This window comes from Bacillota bacterium (assembly GCA_013177945.1).
In the GTDB taxonomy this organism is placed as follows: domain Bacteria; phylum Bacillota; class DSM-12270; order Thermacetogeniales; family Thermacetogeniaceae; genus Ch130.
This window is the reverse complement of record JABLXW010000002.1, coordinates 24836-44916: the sequence shown is the minus strand read 5'-3', so window position 1 is coordinate 44916 and position 20081 is coordinate 24836. Positions and strand designations below refer to the sequence as shown.

18 protein-coding genes and 3 tRNA genes are annotated in these 20081 nt (G+C 54.6%); 5 read left to right on the top strand and 16 right to left on the bottom strand.

Annotation, left to right across the window (positions count from 1 at the left end; translation table 11 throughout):
* Positions 1-42: 42 nt before the first annotated feature.
* Positions 43-1938, bottom strand: coding sequence for a tRNA uridine-5-carboxymethylaminomethyl(34) synthesis enzyme MnmG (mnmG, locus tag HPY58_02030; protein NPV28434.1), 1896 nt, complete (start codon positions 1936-1938; stop codon positions 43-45).
* A 211-nt stretch (positions 1939-2149) separates the two neighbouring features.
* On the opposite strand from mnmG, the gene HPY58_02025 reads away from it, so the two are divergent.
* Positions 2150-2818: a rhomboid family intramembrane serine protease gene (locus HPY58_02025; GenBank protein NPV28433.1), complete on the top strand. Its 669-nt coding sequence runs from the start codon at positions 2150-2152 to the stop codon at positions 2816-2818.
* Here the strand turns inward: HPY58_02025 and HPY58_02020 are convergent.
* The 4 genes from HPY58_02020 to HPY58_02005 form a co-directional block, all read right to left on the bottom strand.
* Positions 2790-3686: a PIG-L family deacetylase gene (locus HPY58_02020; protein NPV28432.1), complete on the bottom strand. Its 897-nt coding sequence runs from the start codon at positions 3684-3686 to the stop codon at positions 2790-2792. The two genes, HPY58_02025 and HPY58_02020, sit on opposite strands and share 29 nt — an antisense overlap.
* 109 nt (positions 3687-3795) lie before the next feature.
* Positions 3796-3871, bottom strand: a tRNA-Glu gene (locus tag HPY58_02015).
* A 6-nt stretch (positions 3872-3877) separates the two neighbouring features.
* Positions 3878-3951 (bottom strand) — tRNA-Gln (locus tag HPY58_02010).
* Between the two features lie 82 nt (positions 3952-4033).
* The gene (locus tag HPY58_02005; GenBank protein ID NPV28431.1) at positions 4034-5503 is read right to left on the bottom strand and encodes a glutamate--tRNA ligase; all 1470 of its coding nucleotides are present in this window, start codon (positions 5501-5503) and stop codon (positions 4034-4036) included.
* Positions 5504-5694: 191 nt separating this feature from the next.
* On the opposite strand from HPY58_02005, the gene HPY58_02000 reads away from it, so the two are divergent.
* From HPY58_02000 to HPY58_01985, 4 genes are all read left to right on the top strand, one after another.
* On the top strand, positions 5695-6234 hold the full coding sequence (locus HPY58_02000) for a HEPN domain-containing protein (GenBank protein ID NPV28430.1): 540 nt from the start codon (positions 5695-5697) through the stop codon (positions 6232-6234).
* Positions 6235-6305: 71 nt separating this feature from the next.
* On the top strand, positions 6306-6602 hold the full coding sequence (locus tag HPY58_01995) for a 4Fe-4S binding protein (protein NPV28429.1): 297 nt from the start codon (positions 6306-6308) through the stop codon (positions 6600-6602).
* A gap of 516 nt (positions 6603-7118) precedes the next feature.
* Positions 7119-7496, top strand: a complete 378-nt coding sequence (locus HPY58_01990) for a hypothetical protein (protein NPV28428.1) — start codon at positions 7119-7121, stop codon at positions 7494-7496.
* Positions 7432-7749, top strand: a complete 318-nt coding sequence (locus HPY58_01985) for a type II toxin-antitoxin system RelE/ParE family toxin (GenBank protein NPV28427.1) — start codon at positions 7432-7434, stop codon at positions 7747-7749. The genes HPY58_01990 and HPY58_01985 overlap by 65 nt, the downstream gene beginning before the upstream one ends.
* Before the next feature lie 347 nt (positions 7750-8096).
* Here HPY58_01985 and HPY58_01980 read toward each other — a convergent pair.
* From HPY58_01980 to brxL, 11 genes are all read right to left on the bottom strand, one after another.
* Positions 8097-8179, bottom strand: a tRNA-Leu gene (locus tag HPY58_01980).
* An 89-nt stretch (positions 8180-8268) separates the two neighbouring features.
* Entirely contained in the window at positions 8269-8499 is a 231-nt protein-coding gene (locus HPY58_01975; GenBank protein ID NPV28426.1) for a zinc ribbon domain-containing protein, read from the bottom strand.
* Positions 8500-8532: 33 nt separating this feature from the next.
* Positions 8533-10179, bottom strand: coding sequence for a peptide ABC transporter substrate-binding protein (locus HPY58_01970; GenBank protein ID NPV28425.1), 1647 nt, complete (start codon positions 10177-10179; stop codon positions 8533-8535).
* A gap of 68 nt (positions 10180-10247) precedes the next feature.
* Positions 10248-11288, bottom strand: a complete 1041-nt coding sequence (locus tag HPY58_01965) for a nicotinate phosphoribosyltransferase (protein NPV28424.1) — start codon at positions 11286-11288, stop codon at positions 10248-10250.
* Between the two features lie 56 nt (positions 11289-11344).
* Positions 11345-11932: a lytic transglycosylase domain-containing protein gene (locus HPY58_01960; GenBank protein ID NPV28423.1), complete on the bottom strand. Its 588-nt coding sequence runs from the start codon at positions 11930-11932 to the stop codon at positions 11345-11347.
* A gap of 42 nt (positions 11933-11974) precedes the next feature.
* Positions 11975-12577 carry a dephospho-CoA kinase gene (locus HPY58_01955; protein NPV28422.1) on the bottom strand — a complete coding sequence of 201 codons (603 nt, stop codon included), beginning with the start codon at positions 12575-12577 and terminating at the stop codon, positions 11975-11977.
* A 19-nt stretch (positions 12578-12596) separates the two neighbouring features.
* Complete coding sequence (gene ytaF / locus HPY58_01950) at positions 12597-13244, bottom strand: sporulation membrane protein YtaF (GenBank protein NPV28421.1); 648 nt, start codon at positions 13242-13244, stop codon at positions 12597-12599.
* A gap of 71 nt (positions 13245-13315) precedes the next feature.
* A complete protein-coding gene (gene mutM, locus HPY58_01945; GenBank protein ID NPV28420.1) occupies positions 13316-14140 on the bottom strand; it encodes a bifunctional DNA-formamidopyrimidine glycosylase/DNA-(apurinic or apyrimidinic site) lyase in 825 nt (274 codons plus the stop codon).
* Positions 14118-16778 (bottom strand): DNA polymerase I, encoded by a 2661-nt coding sequence (polA, locus tag HPY58_01940; protein NPV28419.1) that lies wholly within the window; start codon positions 16776-16778, stop codon positions 14118-14120. Before polA ends, mutM begins: the two co-directional genes overlap by 23 nt.
* Complete coding sequence (locus HPY58_01935; protein NPV28418.1) at positions 16756-17943, bottom strand: CapA family protein; 1188 nt, start codon at positions 17941-17943, stop codon at positions 16756-16758. Before HPY58_01935 ends, polA begins: the two co-directional genes overlap by 23 nt.
* A gap of 73 nt (positions 17944-18016) precedes the next feature.
* Positions 18017-20080 carry a protease Lon-related BREX system protein BrxL gene (gene brxL / locus HPY58_01930; GenBank protein NPV28417.1) on the bottom strand — a complete coding sequence of 688 codons (2064 nt, stop codon included), beginning with the start codon at positions 20078-20080 and terminating at the stop codon, positions 18017-18019.
* Position 20081 lies beyond the last annotated feature (1 nt).

The following is a 20081-nucleotide window of genomic DNA, read 5'->3' as shown; positions in this document are numbered from 1 at the left end:
CAACTTGCACCGGCTTTATTTTATGATAATACTTCTCATTTGTCAAACCTTTTCGGAACCGCTCCGGCGCCGCTTTTCAAGGTAAACCAGCAATACGGAAATATCTGCCGGGGTGACACCGGGGATGCGGGAGGCCTGTCCCAGCGTGCGCGGTCTCACCTGGGCCAACTTATCCCTTGCCTCGCGGGAAAGACCCCGCATCTGAGTGTAATCGAAATCATCCGGCAGCCGCCTGTTCTCCATTTTCTCCAGGCGCGCCACATGGGCCTCCTGCTTCTCCAGATAACCGGCAAACCTGACCTGAATCTCCAGTTGTTCGGCAATTTCTGGAGGAACTTCTTTTTCCTCTCCACTTAATAAAATTAAATCCCGGTAGCTCAGCTCTGGCCGCTTCAGGAGTTCTTTCAGCGTGACCCCACCCTTGAGAGGAGCGCTTCCTTTCCCGGCCAGGTACTCCTGCACCTCCGGCGCAGGTCTAATGCTGGTCTGCTCCAGCCAGGCCCTCTCCCGTTCCAGCAACCGCACCTTTTCGAGAAAAACGCGGTAGCGTTCATCGGAAACAAGTCCAACCCTGCGCCCGAGCTCCGTGAGGCGCAGGTCCGCGTTATCCTGCCTCAAGAGCAGCCTGTACTCGGCGCGGGAGGTTAAAATCCGGTAGGGCTCCCGAATTCCCTTGGTGACAAGGTCATCGATCAGGACGCCGATATAAGCCTCCGAACGCTTCAAAACCAGGGGCTCTTTTTCCTGAACGTAAAGGGCGGCGTTGATTCCCGCAACAATTCCCTGGGCAGCCGCCTCCTCATATCCCGAGGTTCCATTCAGCTGGCCAGCCGTAAAGAGACCCTTAATGCTTTTGGTCTGCAGGGTAGGCTCCAGCTGAGCGGGAATCAAGCAGTCGTACTCAATGGCATAACCGACCCGCATGATTTCAACATTTTCCAGGCCTGGCATCGTCCTCAGAACCGCAAGCTGGACATCCTCCGGGAGGCTTGTATTCATCCCCTGGACATACATCTCATCAGTGTCCCACCCTTCCGGCTCGAGAAAGACCTGGTGGCCCCTGCGCTCCGGAAACCGGACCACCTTATCCTCAAAGGAAGGGCAGTAACGCGGCCCAACCCCCTCAATAATCCCCGAAAAAAGCGGTGCCCGGTGCAGGTTTGCACGCACTATCGCGTGGGTCCGTTCGTTGCTGTGGGTCAACCAGCAGGGCAACTGGGGGCGCTTCTCCCTTTTCGAGAGATAAGAGAAGCAAAGGGGCTCATCATCCCCGGGTTGAATGACCATTTTAGAAAAATCAACACTCTTTCTGTCTACCCGCGGCGGGGTTCCTGTTTTGAAACGCACCAGTTCAAAACCGAGATCCCGCAGCGATGCCGCGAGTTCTCCCGGCGCCAGTTGTCCGTTGGGGCCGCCCGGGTACGTGACATCGCCGATGATAATTCTTCCCCTCAGATACGTACCCGTTGTCAACACAACCGCGCGGGCTGTATACCGGGCCCCTGTCTGTGTGACAACTCCCAGGACGCGGTCGCCTGACACCAGGATCCTCTCGGCAACCCCCTGCTTCAAATCCAGGTTCGGCTCCCTGAGCAGGGTTTTGAGCATTTCGCGCTGGTATGCCTTTTTGTCCACCTGGGCGCGCAAAGCCCGCACCGCAGGCCCCTTTGCGGTATTGAGCATGCGCATCTGGAGGTAGGTCTTGTCGGTATTCACCCCCATCTCCCCGCCCAGAGCATCAACCTCGCGCACCAGATGGGCCTTTCCGGGCCCCCCAACCGCAGGATTGCAGGGCATCAGGGCAACGTAGTCCAAATTCAAGGTAAGCAAAAGGACCTGACACCCCATCCTTGCGGCAGCCAGAGCCGCTTCGCAACCGGCGTGGCCTGCCCCTACGACAACCACATCATAATTTCCTGCCGCGTATTCTTCAGGCATGAAACCATCCACTCTCCTGCTGGCCTTATCTGTTTTGATTATAACACCACCAGAAACACCCAACAAACAATCTCCCGGGGGAAGGCAAAACTCCTTTTTTCAGGAAAGAAGCACCAGACATCTCCCGTCTTTTGAAGGGGTAAGCTGAAGTTTAGGGGTACCCAAAACCTCAAATTTATATTAAAATCTAACCAGGCAAAGGAGGCCTAGCATGATCCCTCTGCGCGACAGCACCCGCTCCCGGCGTTTTCCATACGTGAACGTGGCTCTCATAGCTTTAAATATCCTGGTTTTTTTTAAAGAAATTACTCTTGCCGAGCCGGAACTCAACCGCTTCTTTTACGCTTACGGAGTTATTCCCGCAAGAGTGGAGGCCCTTTTGTCTGCAGGGGCCCCTCTTTTACCGCTCGTCCTCCCCTTCATAACGGCCATGTTTCTCCACGGCAACTGGCTCCACATCATCGGAAATATGCTGTACCTGTGGGTTTTTGGAGATAATGTCGAAGATCGGCTGGGGCACCTCCCTTACCTTGTTTTCTACCTCCTGGTGGGGATGCTCGGCAGCATCGCCCACATTATTGCCAATCCCGGTTCTCAGGTCCCCATCATCGGCGCAAGCGGGGCAATTGCCGGGGTCCTGGGCGCGTATTTTCTCACCTTCCCCCACGCCCGGATCCTGACCCTTGTTCCCCTTTTCTTCTTTATCACAATCATCGAGGTGCCTGCTCTCTTCTTTCTCCTCTTCTGGTTCATTATTCAACTTCTGAACGGCTTCAGTGCAGCCGGCCTAAACGCAAACCCGGTCGCCTGGTGGGCCCATGTCGGCGGGTTTCTTGCCGGAGCGGTATTAATTAAATTTTTTCCCGACACCCGGCGCTGAACCGGGGCCCGGGGATGTTTACCGGGCAGCCCGGAGCGGGAACAACGAAAAGTTCGTTGGTTCGGATAAAGGTAAGATACCGGCCCCGAACGGCCCGGAGCTGGGTGGGGTACTTGTTTATCGCCAGGGCTTTTCTCCTGATCTCCTCCTGCCTCAGCGGAAATACCTCCCAAATCAAACCCTTTTTCTGGAGATCAGACGGGGGTGTCAGGGCAACAAAACGGGATAATCCAGAAAAGGGCGGCCACCTGTTTTTCTGGTAGTGGATCAGGTACTGATGCTCCCGCACCGGCCAGGGGTGAGAAAGAAGAACATATTTTACAAAAGTGCTTACCGCCCGGTGGTCGGGATGTTCATCCCCCGCAAAAGGGTAATAGACATCCGTTGGCTTAAAATCTTCAAACAAACCCCACAGATCGGCAGCCAGCTTCTCTCCATCCCCTCCAGCCTGAATCCAGAAACCGGAAAGAGCCCGGTCGGGGTACCCGAGAAAGCTAACCTGGCTTCTCTTGACACCAAGTATTTTGAGGGCTTCGAGGGATTCTTTCTGCCGCACTCTTCCCAAATACAAAAAATCAGCGGGATCCAATTTCGTTTTTTTGGTTAACAGCTGGGCGGCCCGGACAAAACTGCTCCCATTGGTAACAATTACAACTCTAACGGCGCTGTGATTTTTAACCGCTCTCTGGATCACTCCGCCGGCCGCAAAGGTTTCGTCATCAGGATGGGGAGCAATGACTAAAACCCTCCGGCCGGGATCGTGCAGGGTAAGAAAAGCCGGACGGGAAACACTCCCTTCCCCGGCATAGGCGACCGGAAAAGCGAAGCTGAGGGCAACTGTAAAAATAACGAAAAAGGCTCGAAGCAAAAAGCATGACTCCCGTTTAAGGATTTAAAACAGCCTCCTGCCCGTTCTGATTCGCAAGGTGCAAAAAAGCCGCCGGTCAGGCGGCAGAACCTTAAAATATTTTCTTTTCTGGTAGCCCTAACGGGACTCGAACCCGTGTCTCCACCTTGAGAGGGTGGTGTCCTCGACCGCTAGACGATAGGGCCACAGATTGGCTGCGGGACCAGGATTCGAACCTGGGCTAGATGATCCAGAGTCACCTGTGCTACCGCTACACCATCCCGCAACTCACTCTCACTTTTAAGTATAATAGACCAACTCTCCTCCGTCAAGCACCATCGGCAGAGGTCTTACGCCCCTCTCGTGAGCTACTTCTGGCTTTTTATGAACGCGACGGCCCGGGCAAGCCTCTGCAGGGTTTTTTCCCTTCCTAAAATTACCATGATGTCGAAGAGGCCGGGCCCCATCGTCCGCCCTGAAAGGGCAAGCCGCGTCGGGTGGATGATCTCCCCCGTCCCAACACCGAGTTCCGCGCTCAGACTCCGGTAGGCTTCCTCAACGCTCTGCAGATCAAAGGAATCGAGCTGCGCGAGCCGCCGTCCGGCAGTCTCCAGAAGCTCCGCCACACCGGGCTTCTGAAAATACTTCCTGACGCCCTTCTCCTCATATGAAAAATCGTCGGTAAAGAAGTACTCTGAGGCCTCGGCCACCTCCTCCAGGGTTTTGACCCGCGTCCGGACGGCCCCGACTACTTTGAAAATGTATTGATAGAGTTCCTCAGAAATGTCTTCAGGGACCAGTTTCTTCCGCCGCAAAAACGGAATCGCCAGTTCTACGACTCGCTCCAAATCCATTTCATTTAAATAATGCCCGTTCATCCAGGTGAGCTTTTTGATATCGTAAATCGCTGCCGTCTTCCCTACCCGCGCGAGGGAAAACTGGCTGACCAGTTCGGTTAGAGAGAGAAGTTCGACTTCTCCCTCCGGCGACCAACCCAGCAGGGCAAGATAGTTCAGCAGGGCCTCGGGAAGGTATCCCTGCTCCCGAAACTCTTCTACGGAAGTTGCGCCGTGCCGCTTGCTCAGTTTGGTCCGGTCGGGGGCCAAAATCATGGGAAGATGGGCAAAAGCAGGGGGGGTTTGTTCCAGTGCCTGAAAGACCAAAATCTGGCGCGGCGTATTGGAAAGATGCTCTTCTGCCCGGAGCACGTGGGTGATTTTCATCCCGATGTCGTCAACAACAGTTGCAAAATTGTACGTGGGAATCCCGTTGGACTTCATGATGATAAAATCATCAAGGACCTCGTGGGCAAAAGAAACGTCCCCCCAGATCAGGTCATGCACCACTGTCGACCCGGTATCGGGAATCCGGAGCCTGACTACAGGACGGCGCCCCTCTTTTTCCATTCTGATGCGGTCCTCGCGCGACAGCTCCCGGCAGCGGCCATCGTAACGGGGTGCTCTTCCTTCCTTTAAGGCCTGCTGCCGGCGCGCCGCAAGCTCCTCAGGGGTGCAGTAGCAGTAATAGGCCAACCCCCGCTCCAGTAAATGCTGCGCCGCCTCGTTGTATAAATTCAGCCGTTCAGATTGGAAATAGGGTCCGTAGGGGCCTCCTACCTCCGGCCCCTCGTCCCAGTCAAGCCCCAGCCACCTGAGGGCAGAAATAATCTCCCGCGCGGATTCCGAGGTGGAGCGAGAGAGGTCTGTATCATCAATTCGAATGATGAAACGGCCTCCATTGCCACGGGCGTAAAGCCAATTGAAAAGAGCAGTCCGGGCACCTCCGATGTGCAGGCTTCCTGTGGGACTTGGGGCAAAACGCACCCGGATCTCGTTCATGGTTATCCCTCCTGGATGTAGAAGATGGCCCGTTCTTTGAAAGTATACCACAATTCGAAGGAAAAAAAATAACCATTTTGCTCTTCCTCGCTTTTCCGCGCCGAACCCTGCCTTTTAAAGCACCGTCGCGTTGACGCGGGAAACTCCCGGGTCTAAAATGAAATTAAAGGAAAATGAAGGGGGGTGCAAAAATGGGAGAGGAAAAAATAAAAAGGGTTCCGGGTCTTTTCGATCTTCTGAGCCCTGCGGATCTCTTCTGGCCCTTTGGAAAACGCAAACCCCGCCCCAAAAAGGGAGAGGCTTCTTACTGCCTGAGGGATGCTCAGAAAGATTGGAACATGGCACTGGAAATGTACCAAAAAAGCCAGTACGATCAGGCCACCCTGCTCATCCGGCAGGCCCTCGAAAAGCTCCTAAAGGCAAACTATCCTGGTTTACTGGGGGAAACGATTCCAAGCGAAAACAACCTTCTGGTGCTCGCGAAAAAAGTTTTTCCCAACCTTCCCGCCGAGGTTCATGATGCACTTGCCTTTTTAAATCCCCACTACACCCTGGTGAGAAGCGTTTACGACCGCGATTTCGCAGACGAAGTGCTGGAAAAGGCGCGGCTAATCGTCAACTGGATTTTAGCCAGCAGCTCCGCCTGCAACTCCTTCGACCCCGATGCGGTTCCCCCGCGAGGCCTGTCCAAACGCAAAAATAACCTCTTCAAGAACAGTTTTAAAAAATAGCATATCGAACCGGAACGGGTGGGAAAATAGTAAAGAATCTTGCAAAAACCTTAAAGGAGACTTCTTTCGAAATGGAACCCAGGTGGAAGCCCAACATCTACGAAAACGACCGGGGAATCTTTGCCGTTTTTCCTGAATTATGCAAAGGCTGCGGGCTGTGCATCGAAAAATGCCCCACGAAGGTAATCGAGTGGTCTAAAGAACTGGCTTTTAACGGCTCTCCGACCGTCGAGCCCCGCATGACCGGCTGCATTGTCTGCGGCACCTGTCAAACCGTCTGCCCCGACGCGGCAATCGCGATCTTTCGGCACGACAGAAAGAACCCTCCTGCCGGTGAGCCCCGCACCACCGCTGCCCCCACCCGCTGATTTTTGTAAATGCCTTTTCCCTTCTTGCTCCTTAAAAGGCATCTTTCTCCTCCCCGCAGGCAGCGCGGCGGAGACCCCCGCTGCGCCACACCAAAAGGTGCATCAGTGAACACATCCTGGCACATCCTGGTAAAATACGACAGCAATTGCCTCCAGATATTCCTCCTCCAGAAGGAGAATGATCTATGTTTTCACCTATTTGCTCATTGCTATTTTTGCCGAATATGGATACACTAAAATCAGCAAACAGCTTAGTGAGGGTAAATTAAAAAATTAGCCGATGTTTTTAATGTTTCTGCTGATTACCTTCTTGGCAATGAGCCTTCCGGCAACCATACCCAACCTGACCCCTCTACCCCCTCTTGGTGGCATCGCGACACCCCGCCCTGATCTAAATCAGGACGGGAAACTAGATATCATGGACTTAGCCATTTTCATTAACGGCCTAAAGAGGCGGAGAGGCAAGCAGTGCAAAGAGGCCAAGTAGTAAGTACACTCCAGGAAGGGTGATTTTTGATGAGCTTGCCCAAGGAAGAGCTCCACCGCCTGGTTGACAGGCTTCCGGAACAAAACATAGCAAGGGCCAAAAGGTATCTGGAAAGGCTGGTAAAAAGCGGACAACCAGAAAGCGCAGCCAAACCGCGCCCTGGCAACAAACCATTTTACATTGACCCATTTTGTCCCGTATGCGGCACGCCTCTGGTGCTGGCTGATCTACTGGATAATCCAAATGCGGAGGAAAGCGAAACCTGGCATGACGAATTCATTTGCCCCGTATGTCGCGACTGCATTTACCTGGACTGGCCGGAAAGCGAGAGAGCAACCTTGAGTGAGGGGCAATATCAGGAAGGCGGCCTTAGCTGGGATGAACTCAAGCGAGAACTCGACCTATAAAGTCCAGCTATTAGCCCAGCCTCGCAGCTATCTTAAACGTGCCGACAGGTCCATCCAGAAACGCATTGCGACTGCAATTGAGACAATTTGCGCCAACCCTATACGCGGGCCAAACATTAAGCCATTGCGCGGCTTTAGCCAAAAGTACAGGTACCGCCTTGGTGACATACGGATTATTTATAACGTAAAAATCGAAGAACGATTAATAATTATTGAGGCCATAGGGCCCCGCGGAGATGTTTACAAAAAATAAATTTTATTTGTACCCGCGGTTTTCAGCCGGGTGAGGATCGAAACGACGAATAAGTAACCTGCTACTTTTAACCGCAGCAGGTTTCGGCTTTAATTTAGGGCATTATGACAATTTTCAACACTATTTTACATGGATAAGCAGGTGAGCCTGTGAACTATATCAAGCAATATGCTAAGCAAAATGTTCATTTAAGTACCTTAATTCAGTCCGGGGAATCTTTAAATTTTGGATGAGGTGGAGCCACACAACTTGAAGCAGATTATCGAAAGGTACATAGAAACAATTAACCTCTACCCTGACAATCGAGTAGAGGTTGTTATGAGGATAAACCTCCGTGCGTCTAAAGATGGTGTCGGAGGCGGGACTTGAACCCGCACGGTTGCCCACACGCCCCTCAAACGTGCGCGTCTGCCAATTCCGCCACTCCGACACGCTTAGTTCCAGTTGATATTATAAAATCAATCTGCCTCTTTGTCAATAAACCATAGTTGCGAGATCAGAAAAGGGCGCTGTTTTCAATCAGCAACCGGGACAGCCGCTGCAACTCGTCCGGGTGCAGCCGCCACCGCCGGAGGAACCGCTGCTCTCGCTTCCGCCGGATCCTCCCTTGAGGAACATCGCACCCTTAAAAACCTGCTGTAAATCACGGCCTTCACAGGACGGGCAGCATGCCTTTGCACGCCCGGCAATTGTGGTGAACAGAGAAAAGTGGTTGCCGCAACTCCGGCAAATAAACTCATAGGTCGGCACCTGCAGCCACTCCCTTCTTCTTCATTCTTTATTTTAATCCTTTCTCCGAAATGTGTAAAGGCGCGAATCGGTTTTCCAGAGGCGGCTGAAATCTATCCTGCCCAAAGGGTCCACGCTGAAACCCTGGAGTTCTCTCCTGTAAACAAAGACAGCAACCCGCTGGAAAAGGGGGACAACCGGGGCCTCGGCCAGAATAATTTCTTCCGCCTTGCGGTAAAGCCCGGCGCGCCGCTCGGGGTCTTGCTCTCCGCGGGCCTCGCGTAAAAGGGCATCAAGCGTCTCGTTTCGGTACCTGGTGTAATTATTCCTGCCTATTTCCGTGCTGGCAAAATTGTAATAAAGAATGTTCCCCGCCTCGGGGTAATCGGCCTCCCAACCCAACCGGAAAAAAGGATAAATTCCCTTGCGCAAATCGTTCTGGAACTTCTGCCAGGGAATTTTTCTTATCTGAAGATCGATTCCAACCTGGCCCAGCTGCTCCTGCAGGAAGCGCGCCAGAAATTCGTGGCCGGGGCTCTCATTGTAGGCAAAAACCAGCGGAGGAAGACGCGAACCGCAGGGAAAGCCCGCCCTGGCCAAAAGCCGCAGGGCTTCTACCTTCCCCGCAACCCCTTCTCTGCTTGCATCCCGTTCAGAGAATAAAAGCTCCGGGGGTAAAAATCCTTTTAATGCCCTTCCTCCCGCCCCCAGCAATTCCCTGGTAATCCCATTCTTGTCAAGGGCGCGGTCAATTGCCAGACGCAAATCCCGGTTTTTCCCAAAAGGATCCTGCTCTGAATTAAACCCCAAAAAATAAAGGGCCAGCACCGGCTTTTTTACAATCGCAAAACCGGGCTTGCTCTTTTGAACCTTTTCCGCTTCTAAAGCAAGAGCAAGCTGGGGGGGAACCCCTGCTAAAACATCCAGCCTCCCGGCCTCAAAGTAGCGTTTCACATCATGGGGTTTTTCCATCACGAGAAACTGCAGAGCAGCAGCCTTGGGTTTTTTTCCGAAATACCGCCGGTTCCTGCGGAGTTCAATTCTCCCCGGCCCCCAGCTTGCCAGATAAAAGGGGCCCGTCCCCACCACTTGGGAGCCGGGGCTGCCGTAAGCCGGCCCGGATTTCTGAACAGCCTTTTGGCTCACAACTGCCAGGGCAGGACTGCTCACAACGGCAGGAAAGGTCCAATCAGGCTCTTTCAAAAACACCCGGAGGGTATAGGTATCAAGCACTTCCAAACCCTTTACCCCGCGGGTGATGCCTCTCAACTTTTCCTCGGCCCCTATTACATTTTGAAGCAAATACCCATAGCCAGTGCAATTATCACTCTCCAGGAGTCTTTCCCAGCTGAACTTGACATCCCCGGCCGTAACCGGGAGCCCGTTGTGAAAACGCAAACCCTTCCGCAAAAAAAAGGTGTAGATTCGCCCTTTTTGGGCAACCTCCCACTTTTCGGCCAGGACGCCCTCATATCTCCGCTGCGCAGCGTTGTATTGCGCCAAACCCTCGTAAAGGGCGGCCCCGACCAACCTCTCCTCAGAACGGGACATCAGGGCGGGATCGAGAGAAGCCGGATTCCTGGCGATCTGCACAAAGACCTTCCCTTCCCTTCCCACTGCTTTGAAGAGCAGGCAAACCAGGGTAGCAGTGAGGCAAAAGACAACAACAAAGCTTGCCCAGAAGCGCATTCCCTTCCCCACGGAAAGCCCCCTCCATAAATACCAGTACCTGGTATATTTATATGAAAGGAGCTCTCCTCTCTATGCCTCTATTTTATCTGCACCAGGCGGGGGTTGGGAGTTTCACCGGGAATCCTTCCCCGTTTTGTCAAGGGTTTCCCGTTCACCTCTTTCAGGTCCAGGGTCATATCAATCGGCGGCGCACCTGAAATATAACTCCCCACCCCGAAGGCATCGGCCCCTGCTTCACTCAGGATCCGGATCCGGTCGGGATTAAGGCCCCCGGAAACAAAAATGCGAACGTGGTTGAAGCCTGCCTGGTCCAGGCGCGCCCGCACTTCTTTCACAAGTTCCGGCGTAACTCCGCCCCGCTCGCCAGGTGTATCCAGGCGGACTCCGGTCAAACTCCTGCCCAGCGCCTGGGCAACCCTCAATGACTCCTCGGCTTCATCTTTAAAAGTATCAACAAGAACAGTACGCGGGGCATCCGGAGGCATAAACCGGTGGTAGGCCAGCGCCGCCTCCACGGTATCCCCTACAATCAAAATCATGGCGTGCGGCATCGTCCCCTGCGGTTCCCGGCCGGCCAGCTTTGCGGCCAGAATGCAACTTGCGCCATCGCACCCCCCGATCAGGGCCGCCCTTTCCATGACAGGCGCCACCGCAGGGTGAAGGTGGCGCGCGCCGAAGCACAGCACCTGCTTTGCTCCGGCCGCCTCCTTCACCTCCCGTGCTGCCGTCGCCCAGCCCGAAGAGCTTGCAAGAAAACCGAGGATTGCCGTCTCGTATAATCCGAATTCCCGGTAGGGACCCCGAATTCGCATGACAACCTCCTTCTGCTCCATCGGACTCCCCTCCGGAAGCGCCCAGACGCTGACCTGTCTCCCTTCTAAAAGCCCCAGCACCTCTTCGCTGCCCGCAAAAACCCCTGCGCGGCGGCAAAAGATCTCGGCCATGACGGGAGTATCGAGCAGCCCCAGACGATTCAGTATTTCATAAGTGCGCACAAAATAGATATCGGCCGTTGCCCCGACCAGAATTTCCTCCGGGGTTGCAGAGTAGAATTTTCGTTTGGGGTCCTTTTTTATTTTTGCCACCTGGGCAAGGGAATCCACCAAAAAACCTTCCATTTTGCTCCTGAAACCCCTTTCTCTAGCCTGTTCCAAGTAAAATTCGCCAACATCGCTTAAGATCCTTTTAAGTTTTCCTCGCCGTACAAGTATTTATATATTTCGTAATCCCGCAGCACGGACCTGAGGTAAACCTGGGTTTCGGGAAAAGGGATCCGCCGGAGATCGGCCGCGGTCCCCTTCCACTGGCCCGTTTCCAGCCATGCCCTCACATTTCCTCTCCCTGCATTGTAGGCAGCAAGAGCAGCGTTGAGATTTCCCTGAAACTCTTGAAACAAATGGGCCAGGTACCAGCTTCCGATCAGCAAATTAACTTCGGGCTGGTAGAGGAGGTCGGGATGGAAATCCTCCAGGCCGATCTGGCGGGCCACCCAGAGCGCGGTTTTCGGCATCACCTGCATCAAACCCCGCGCCCCAACATCTGATTGGGCATGCGGATCAAATCTGCTCTCCACCCGGATCAAAGCGGCAAGAAGGTGCGGATCAAGTTGATGACGGGATGCTGCTGCCGTAATTTCCCGGCGGTAGGGCCAGGGGTAGAAGAGTTTCCAGAACCATTTTGCCTGAAGAAAATAAAGAACGCTGATGATAACCAGCACAATCAGAAAATACCAGCGGAGGTGCCGGAGGTTGACTATGACCAATTGCATCAACTCCACATCTCTGATTCGGCTCTAATTTTAATCTTATTGGGACTTCGCAATTTCATTCCAAAATTTTCTTACCTGGAGCGCCGTCTCCTCCGGCGTACCCCTGTTATCGATCACCCGGTCGGCCCGCTTCACCTTTTCCTCAAGAGGAAGCTGGGCTTCAATCCTCCGGCGCGCCTCTTCCCTGGTTAATCCATCCCTTTCCATGAGGCGCTGGAGCTGGGTCGGATAATCCACATAGACAACCCAAACTTCATCCACAATGCTCTCCAGCCCTGCCTCGTAAAGGAGGGGAGCATCCAGAACAACGGCTTTTTCAGGAAAGAGAAGGCGGTAGCTTTTTAAAAGTTTCTGGATTTCTGCAATAATCAGAGGATGAGTGATCTGGTTCAGCCTCTCCAGTTTTCGGGGATCAGAAAAAACAAGCCGGCCCAGGGCCTGCCTGTTTAAGGAACCGTCGGGATTCAAAACCTGATTTCCGAATTCCCGGAGAATCGAATGATAGGCCGGCTTCCCGGGCTCCACCACCTCCCGCGCAATCTGGTCGGCATCTATAACCAGTGCTCCCAGTTCCCGAAGCAGCCGGCTGACGAGGCTTTTGCCGCTCGCAATGCCTCCTGTGAGTCCGATTACCCGCAAAGGTGAACCTCCCTTAACTTCAACCTGCCTGCAAAAACCTGACCAGCCCCAGGAGACACAAAACAATGCTTGCCAGGAGAGAACCCTGCGCCCGCAGCCACGCGAGAGAGGGTGAGCATCCAACCCAGATGCCCAGGAGAAGAAACAGCTGCTGAAAAAAGCCAACCAGGCAGACTGCGAGCCAACCGTTAAGACCGGCAAGGGCTGCCCCAAAACCAGCGCCCAGCGCATCCAGGGAAAGGGCAAAGCCCAGAAAAAGGGATTCCGCCGTACTCAGGGTTCCTGAGGCATCAAGGTCCGCGCAGGCCGGCTCTTCAAGAATCTGAACGAGCACCGTAAGAGAGGCAAACCGGAGCCGGGCCACGGTTTTGGGATGCTCGTCCTGCCGTCCAGCCTCTCTCTTCTCCCTTTTTCCCCGCAGGTACCACCACAAGCCGATTCCGAAGAGGAGCGCCCCTCCCAATCTTTCCCCCCAGATTACCGGCAGAAAACGCGCCACCAGATCCCCGCAAAGCATGGAGAGGCCCACCGTAAGCATTGAGGCAAGGCCGAAAACCAGGTGAGAGCCGAAGGAAATCCTGATCTGGCGCAAACCGTAGGCTACACCGGCGCTGAAAGCATCCAGACTCAAGGCAAAGGCAAAAAAGAGGAGGGCTCCCAGATTCATACCTTACCTTCACCCCCACTTTAACAGGTTATTATGCAGGGGTGAAGGAAGTGTTTGTCCCGGCCCTTATCCTATTTCTGGCAGTTAGGACAAAAATAAGAACTCCGCCCGCCGTTTTTCACCCGAACGATCGGGCTCCTGCACGCAGGGCAGGGCTCGTTTTCTCTGCCGTGGACGGCGAGCAGGGCCTGGTAGCCGCCCGGCTGTCCTTCCCCATCAACATAATCCCGGAGGGTTGTCCCCCGGTGTTCGATGGCCCGCGTTAAAACTTCCCGCATTACCTGGTAAAGCTTCCCCCGTTCCCAGGAGCTCAAAGTATCCACTGCCCTTTCCGGATGGATCCGCGCCTGCCAGAGAATCTCGTCCGCATAAATATTGCCGATTCCCGCGACAAAGGTTTGATCCAGCAAAAGCTTTTTAATCTGGCCCTTTCTTCCCATCATGCGCCTTTTAAAAAGGCCCCTTGTCAGGGCAGGGTCCAGGGCGTCGGGGCCCAGGCTGAGCAGCGGGCGAAACCTGTTCAGCCGGTCTCCGGGTATGAGGTGCATCGTCCCAAACTGGCGTAAATCCTGAAAACGGAGTTCGGCGCCATTATCCAGATAAAAGAGCACGTGGGTGTGCCTGTCCCGGGGCGCCTGGGGCAAAGCATAAACAAGCTGCCCTGTCAGCCGGAGGTGGACCACAAGCACCAGGCCCCCTTCCAGCTGAAAAAGCAGATATTTTCCGCGCCTTTTGATGCCTGCAATCACCCTTCCCGCAACTTCCCTTTTGAACCGTTCGGGGTCCGGCTCTTTAACGACCTTTTCCAGAAATATTTCCACCCGGTCGATGCGCCTTCCCGCGACCTTTGGCCTGAGAGACAAAATAATCGTTTCAACTTCTGGCAGTTCGGGCATCGTACTCCTCCACTTTTACTAAATCGTACCAGTTGGGGCCGATTTTGATCTCCACCTCCAGCGGAACCAGGAGTTCCATCGCCTTCTCCATCCCCTCGCGCACTAAAGAAACGAGGACCGGGATCTCTTCGGGGGGCAGTTCGAAGACAAGCTCGTCATGCACCTGAAGGAGCATCCGGGCCTGCAGGCCCTTCTCCTGAATGGCGCGATCGATGCGGAGCATGGCCAGCTTGATGATATCGGCAGCGCTCCCCTGAATCGGGGTATTGATCGCCGTTCTCTCCCCAAAGGCACGCACCGCCCGGTTGCTGCTCAAAAGATCCGGGAGAAAACGGCGCCTCTTCAACAGGGTGCTGACATAGCCCCTTTCCCTTGCCCGGGCGATGGTCTCCTGGATAAACCGCTTCACGCCGGGGTGCTGGCGAAAATAGTTCTCAATATAGGCGTGGGCCTCCTCCCTGCTCACCCCGATGTCCCGGGCCAGACCGAAATCCGTAATCCCGTAGACAATTCCAAAATTAACCCCCTTTGCCCTCCGGCGCAGGTCCGGGGTAACCAGTTCGGGGGAGACTCCGAAAACCTCGGCAGCCGTCCTGGTATGAATGTCCTCCCCGCGCCGGAAAGCATCAAGCAAATTTTCATCCCGGGACATGTGGGCGAGAATCCTCAATTCAATCTGGGAATAATCGGCAGCCAGGATCAACCAGCCGGGGACCGAAGGAACAAAGGCGCGCCTGATCTTGCGGCCCAGCTCCATTTTAATGGGGATGTTCTGGAGATTCGGCTCCGTACTGCTCAACCTCCCCGTCGCGGTGATTGTCTGGTTGAAGGTCGTATGAACCTTCCCCGTTTCCAGGCTGATTAAACTCCGCAGCCCGTCAATGTAAGTGGACTTGAGCTTCATCAACTGGCGGTACTCCAGGAGCTTCGCAGCTATTTCGTGGTAGAGCGCCAGCTCCTCCAGAACAGCAGCATCGGTGCTGTATCCCGTCTTCGTTTTCTTCATTACCGGGAGTTTCAGCTTTTCAAAAAGGATCTGTCCCAGCTGCCGGGGTGAGTTGATGTTGAAGCTCTCACCTGCCAGATCGTAGATTTCTTCAGTTAAAGCATCCAGCTGGCGGCCAAACTCCCGCGACATCTCCTCGAGTTGATTTACGTCCAGCTTGACCCCTGCCAGTTCCATGCGGGCCAAAACGCCGGACAAAGGCAGCTCGAGGTCGCGAAAGAGGGGAAGAAGTTCGGCTGCGTGCAGCTCCGCCTCCAGCGCCGGCCACAAGTTGTAAACGGCCAAAGCCCTCCGGCCCGGGGTTGCCGGATCGGAATCGGAAAAAGCCAAAACCTGATTGAGGTATTTCAGGGAAATCTCCTCAAGGGTCGGGTTGGAGGAGGCGGGATTCAGTAAATAAGCGGCAAGCATTGTATCTCCGGCAATCCCCCGGATGGCGATTGAATGGCGCGCCCAGATCACCGTCTCGGCCTTGGCGTCGTGGCACAACTTGGTGCAGGCGGGGTCCGCGAGGAGACCGCCCAGGCAGGAAAGCATCTCCTTCCGTAAGGCGGGATCCCGGGGGAGTTCCACCGTCGCGCCCGCCTCCTCCCCCCAGGCCAATCCCAGGCGCGTCAAAGGCGCCCTCAGCGGCGGGAGGGAGCCCCGATCCGTACTGACGGCAACCCGCCCCGCCCTTTTGATCTCCTCAACCAGCGGAAGCAGGTCCTGCGGCCCTTCAATGATCCGGCTCGACGCCGCCCCGGGGCAGGCAGCCGTGTCAAGGGCCGGCAGTTCCGGCTGCAGGTTTTTCAACAGCGTTTTGAACTCCAGTTCCTGAAAAGCAGCAATCAGTTCTTCGTAATCCGGCCGGCAAACGGCGAGATCAGAAAAGCTGACCTTGATGGGAACATTCGGGTCGATCGTGGCAAGCTTTTTGCTTAAGATCGCCTGGTCCCCGTAATCTTTCAAGAGCGCCCCGATCTTTTTGGGAAGCTCCTCAAGGTGGTTGAGGCAGTTCTCAATGCTCCCGAATTTCTGAAGGAGCTTCACCGCCGTCTTTTCCCCAATTCCGGGAACGCCGGGAATATTGTCACTGGGGTCCCCCACCAGCCCTTTCAAGTCGGGGATTTGCTCCGGTTCCACCCCGTAGCGCGCCCTGACCCCTTCCTTCGTAAAGCGCTCCAGCTCGCTGATCCCTTTCCGGGTAATCAGGGTTGTCGTCTTTTCGGTAACCAGCTGGAGCATGTCCCGGTCCCCCGTGACAATCAGGGTTTCAATCCCCTCGGCTTCAGCGGCCCTGACAACCGCACCGATCAGGTCATCGGCTTCATACCCTTCTATCTCGAGAATCGGGATCCGGAAGGCGCGCAGGATTTTCTTGATCAGGGGAAACTGAGGACGGAGCTCCTCAGGGGTTCCCTTCCGGTGCGCCTTGTACGCCTCGAAATCCTGATGTCTGAAGGTAACCCTTCCTTTATCAAAAGCGACCGCCAGATAGTCCGGCTCTTCCAGGCGGACGACTTTTTGCAGCATGTTGGTGAAGCCGTAAACGGCGTTGGTGTAGAGGCCGGTCGTCGTGGTGAGGAGAGGAAGGGCGTAAAAGGCGCGGTGGGCGAGGCTGTTCCCATCAAGAATTACCAGTTTTTTCATCTCGAGATGCTCCCTTTCCGGTATTCAAGTTTGCGCTCACAATTCCAACCTGATCGGCGATCTCCAGGGAAGTCCCCAGTTTCTTTGTTAAAGCAGCAGTCCGCTGCAAAATCCGGCCGGCGGCATCCCCTGCAGCGGGACGCGGCTGTTCGTTTTGAATCAGAACCGGGTAGACCAAAGCCTCCCGGAGCCAGGGGCCCCGGTAGCGCACCCTTAAAAGAAGCCCTTCCTGGCACTTGGGGCGGCGCTGCCGGTCGTAAACGAAGTTGCCCAGACTGTAAGCAATCAAGGAACCCCGGTACAACTCCACCCCCTGCAGGCAGTGGGGATGGTGGCCGATAATCAAATCGGCGCCGGCATCCACGAGGCGGTGGGCAATCTCCCGCTGGGCCGGGGTCGGGTAGTCGGAGTATTCCGTTCCCCAGTGAAGGGAGACAACAACAAGATCCGCCCGCCCCTCGAGGGACCGGATGGTGTTCTCCAGCCGGCGAGCTTCAAGTGCAGCAACTCCGGGTCTTTCCTGCGTTGCCTCCAGGGTGCGGGGGTTCTCCCAGCTCCAGAAGATGTCTGCCATCTCTGTGGCGGCCAGAAACGCCACTTTATACCCGTTAGCTTCCTTGAAAACCGGCTGCGCGGCTTCAATGCTGTTCTTCCCTCCGCCCACAGGGTCGATTCCTGCTCTTCTCAAAACCGCGAGGGTCTCAAGAAAAGCCGGATCATCGTAATCAAGGGTGTGGTTGTTCGCGACGCTCAAAACATCGTAACCGGCCGCTTTCAGGGCAACTGCAGCGCCAGGGTCGCCGCGAAACCAGATCCCTTTTCCGGGCAGGGGTGTACCCTGCCGGGAAAGGGGGGACTCGAGGTTGCCAAAGGTGAGATCGCCACCCTGGAGCAGGTGTGCAACCCGGGCAAAGGGATAGAACATCCCCTTCTCCTCCATTGCTCCGGCAACGCGGCGGCCGAGCATGACATCGCCGCTTGCCACCAGGGTCAGGGCTGGAGATGCGGAAAGTTCATTCTTAAAGTGAACGGCCAGCGGCAACCAGAACCCCCGGCCCAGGCTCCAGGCAAGGAGAACCGCAAGGGCATATAGAACAAGCAAAAATCCTGCAGCAAAAAGAACGGGCTTCGCCCGGGCAGGGCCGGGAAGGGGATGCTGCTCCATTCTATCCCTCGCGAAAAAAGGATCACAAGCTAATTATATCAGACTTTCGCTGGGTGCAAACGTTAACATAGACTTACACATCCGCTAAAGCCTTGAACACAGCCTGGTTCGGCTCGCTGTAAAAATCTATCTGCAGCTTGTCAATCACTTCTACTGGCAGTTCAGCAAAGTCCCGCCGGTTTTCCGTAGGGATAATCACCCGCTGGGCACCGGCATCCATAGCGATGCGAAGCTTGTCAGCGAGTCCTTCCACGCGGCTGAGCACCCCGTGGATGCTCATCTGTCCTAACACTACAAGTTGGGCAGCAATAGGGCGTCCGAGGATGGCTGAGATGAGGGCTACGTAAAAGGCAACACCGAGGTCGCGGGCATCTTTGCCTTGCATCAGGCTCATAACCTGGATATTAATGTCATAACTCGACAGGTCACGGTCAATACCAATTTTGGTAATATTCGCCCGCAGATAATCATAAGCCATCCGGGCCGACTCTTTGATGGACCGAGAAGTATTCCCCATAACAAGAAACCGGTTGGGGCCTGGTGTAGCCGAAACCTGGATCCGGTAGAGAGAATACCGGCCCTCATCAGGATCAAAGCCAACAGTAAATACGTCTCCCGGTGCCAGGGGGCCTTCGGGAATCATCTGGCCGGAACTCAATTCCTTACAGGCAACAAAGGTCTCCTGACCTGTCTCTTTATCAATGTAAGAAAGGTTTACCTTTGCGTACTCGATGCCGCCCATTCGCTTGAGTTGCTCCTTCACACGCCGGCGGTGCTCGATGGCGAAAGCCAGGTATTCCTCCAATTCTTGCTTTTCGCACCGGCCATCCGGATGGAGTAGTTTGATCAAGCCCGACACTGTCCGCACTATGGCCTTCCGGTCGCGTTCCTCTACATGGCTGCCCAGACGGAACCAGCGGTCATAAAGATCGGTGTAGTTTCGCCGACGTAATTCGTTATGGAAGATTTCGGCGATGTAATCAGCAACAAAGCCTAAATGAGTAGTAAAATAATCGGGCTGCATCTTAGGCATTTCCCAACCCGGGAGATAAGCATGCCACCGGTCATGAAAGGCCATATCATTCCGGATGGCTTCCGGTAGTGCCACGAAGAGATGAGAGACTCTGGCCGTTGTTTCCACATCGCCGTCGAGATTACCGTTAAAGATAATGCCGGCGTCTGCAGAAAGAGTGCCTTTATCGTCACCCCGCGAAAATGAGCCCTGCTCCATATAACCCTTGTACATTTGCTTATCACTATCTGAGCGGAAGTTCGAGCCCGCCACCTCATCAAAAGCGACAGCATCATACTTAATCACCAGCCCGGGCTTATCCTTGCGACCTTTCCACCCGAAAAGATCGGGAACAGTTCCCTGTCCGCCGCTCAATAAGATAACATACGGGGAAATCTCGCGATAAACATACGACTTTCCGGTCCCCCGGGGCCCCAACTCGATCAGGTTATAGTTCTTTTCGACCATCGGCACGAGACGAAGAAGAAAAAGCAGCTTTCGTCGGTGAGTAAAGTCTGGATGAGTCGGCTCATATCCCATTGTTCGCAGCAGGACATCAATCCATTCGTCGCGCGAAAACTGAGTGCGTCCTTCCACGAACTCCTCAAAGTTAGCACTGGCAACCTGAATCGGCGCTAAGCGTTGCAAAACAAATGGACGAGTCACTCCCCGGTGAACAATCGAATCGTCGTAAACCAGCTCCACGTTACACCAAATACCGCCGGTTAAGAGCCGCTCGTGCCGGTGGACTACATCAGCGTCAATGTGGATCCAGTCTAAACCGCATGTGGCAAGACGCGCCCAGTATTTCCCTGCTTGATCTTTTTCGTCAAAAGTGACTGTTACGAGATCTATGAGCTTTAAAGATCCCTGCCGTTGCAGCCGTGACTTAACCAGTTCCACCTGGTCACCCCGCACAATGCGTTCGGAGATAGCGCTCTTCACATGTTGCAACCCGGCTTTAATTTCTTTTTCATCGGTTGAAGAGCAGTATTTTCCTAAGAGATATTCCAATACATAAACGGGGACGTTAAAGCCTACCTTAAGTTTTCTTACCAGGTCCTTGCGTACAACACGTCCGGCAAAAGCACCGGCCAGTTTCAGGTCAATCTGATCCGGAATCATC

Excerpts from the sequence above, each read along its gene's own strand:
- mnmG (NPV28434.1), bottom strand. The coding sequence starts at position 1,938 with ATGCCTGAAGAATACGCGGCAGGAAATTATGATGTGGTTGTCGTAGGG.
- HPY58_02025 (NPV28433.1), top strand. The coding sequence starts at position 2,150 with ATGATCCCTCTGCGCGACAGCACCCGCTCCCGGCGTTTTCCATACGTG.
- HPY58_02005 (NPV28431.1), bottom strand. The coding sequence starts at position 5,503 with ATGAACGAGATCCGGGTGCGTTTTGCCCCAAGTCCCACAGGAAGCCTG.
- HPY58_02000 (NPV28430.1), top strand. The coding sequence starts at position 5,695 with ATGGGAGAGGAAAAAATAAAAAGGGTTCCGGGTCTTTTCGATCTTCTG.
- HPY58_01995 (NPV28429.1), top strand. The coding sequence starts at position 6,306 with ATGGAACCCAGGTGGAAGCCCAACATCTACGAAAACGACCGGGGAATC.
- HPY58_01990 (NPV28428.1), top strand. The coding sequence starts at position 7,119 with ATGAGCTTGCCCAAGGAAGAGCTCCACCGCCTGGTTGACAGGCTTCCG.
- HPY58_01965 (NPV28424.1), bottom strand. The coding sequence starts at position 11,288 with ATGGAAGGTTTTTTGGTGGATTCCCTTGCCCAGGTGGCAAAAATAAAA.
- ytaF (NPV28421.1), bottom strand. The coding sequence starts at position 13,244 with ATGAATCTGGGAGCCCTCCTCTTTTTTGCCTTTGCCTTGAGTCTGGAT.
- mutM (NPV28420.1), bottom strand. The coding sequence starts at position 14,140 with ATGCCCGAACTGCCAGAAGTTGAAACGATTATTTTGTCTCTCAGGCCA.
- polA (NPV28419.1), bottom strand. The coding sequence starts at position 16,778 with ATGAAAAAACTGGTAATTCTTGATGGGAACAGCCTCGCCCACCGCGCC.
- HPY58_01935 (NPV28418.1), bottom strand. The coding sequence starts at position 17,943 with ATGGAGCAGCATCCCCTTCCCGGCCCTGCCCGGGCGAAGCCCGTTCTT.
- brxL (NPV28417.1), bottom strand. The coding sequence starts at position 20,080 with ATGATTCCGGATCAGATTGACCTGAAACTGGCCGGTGCTTTTGCCGGA.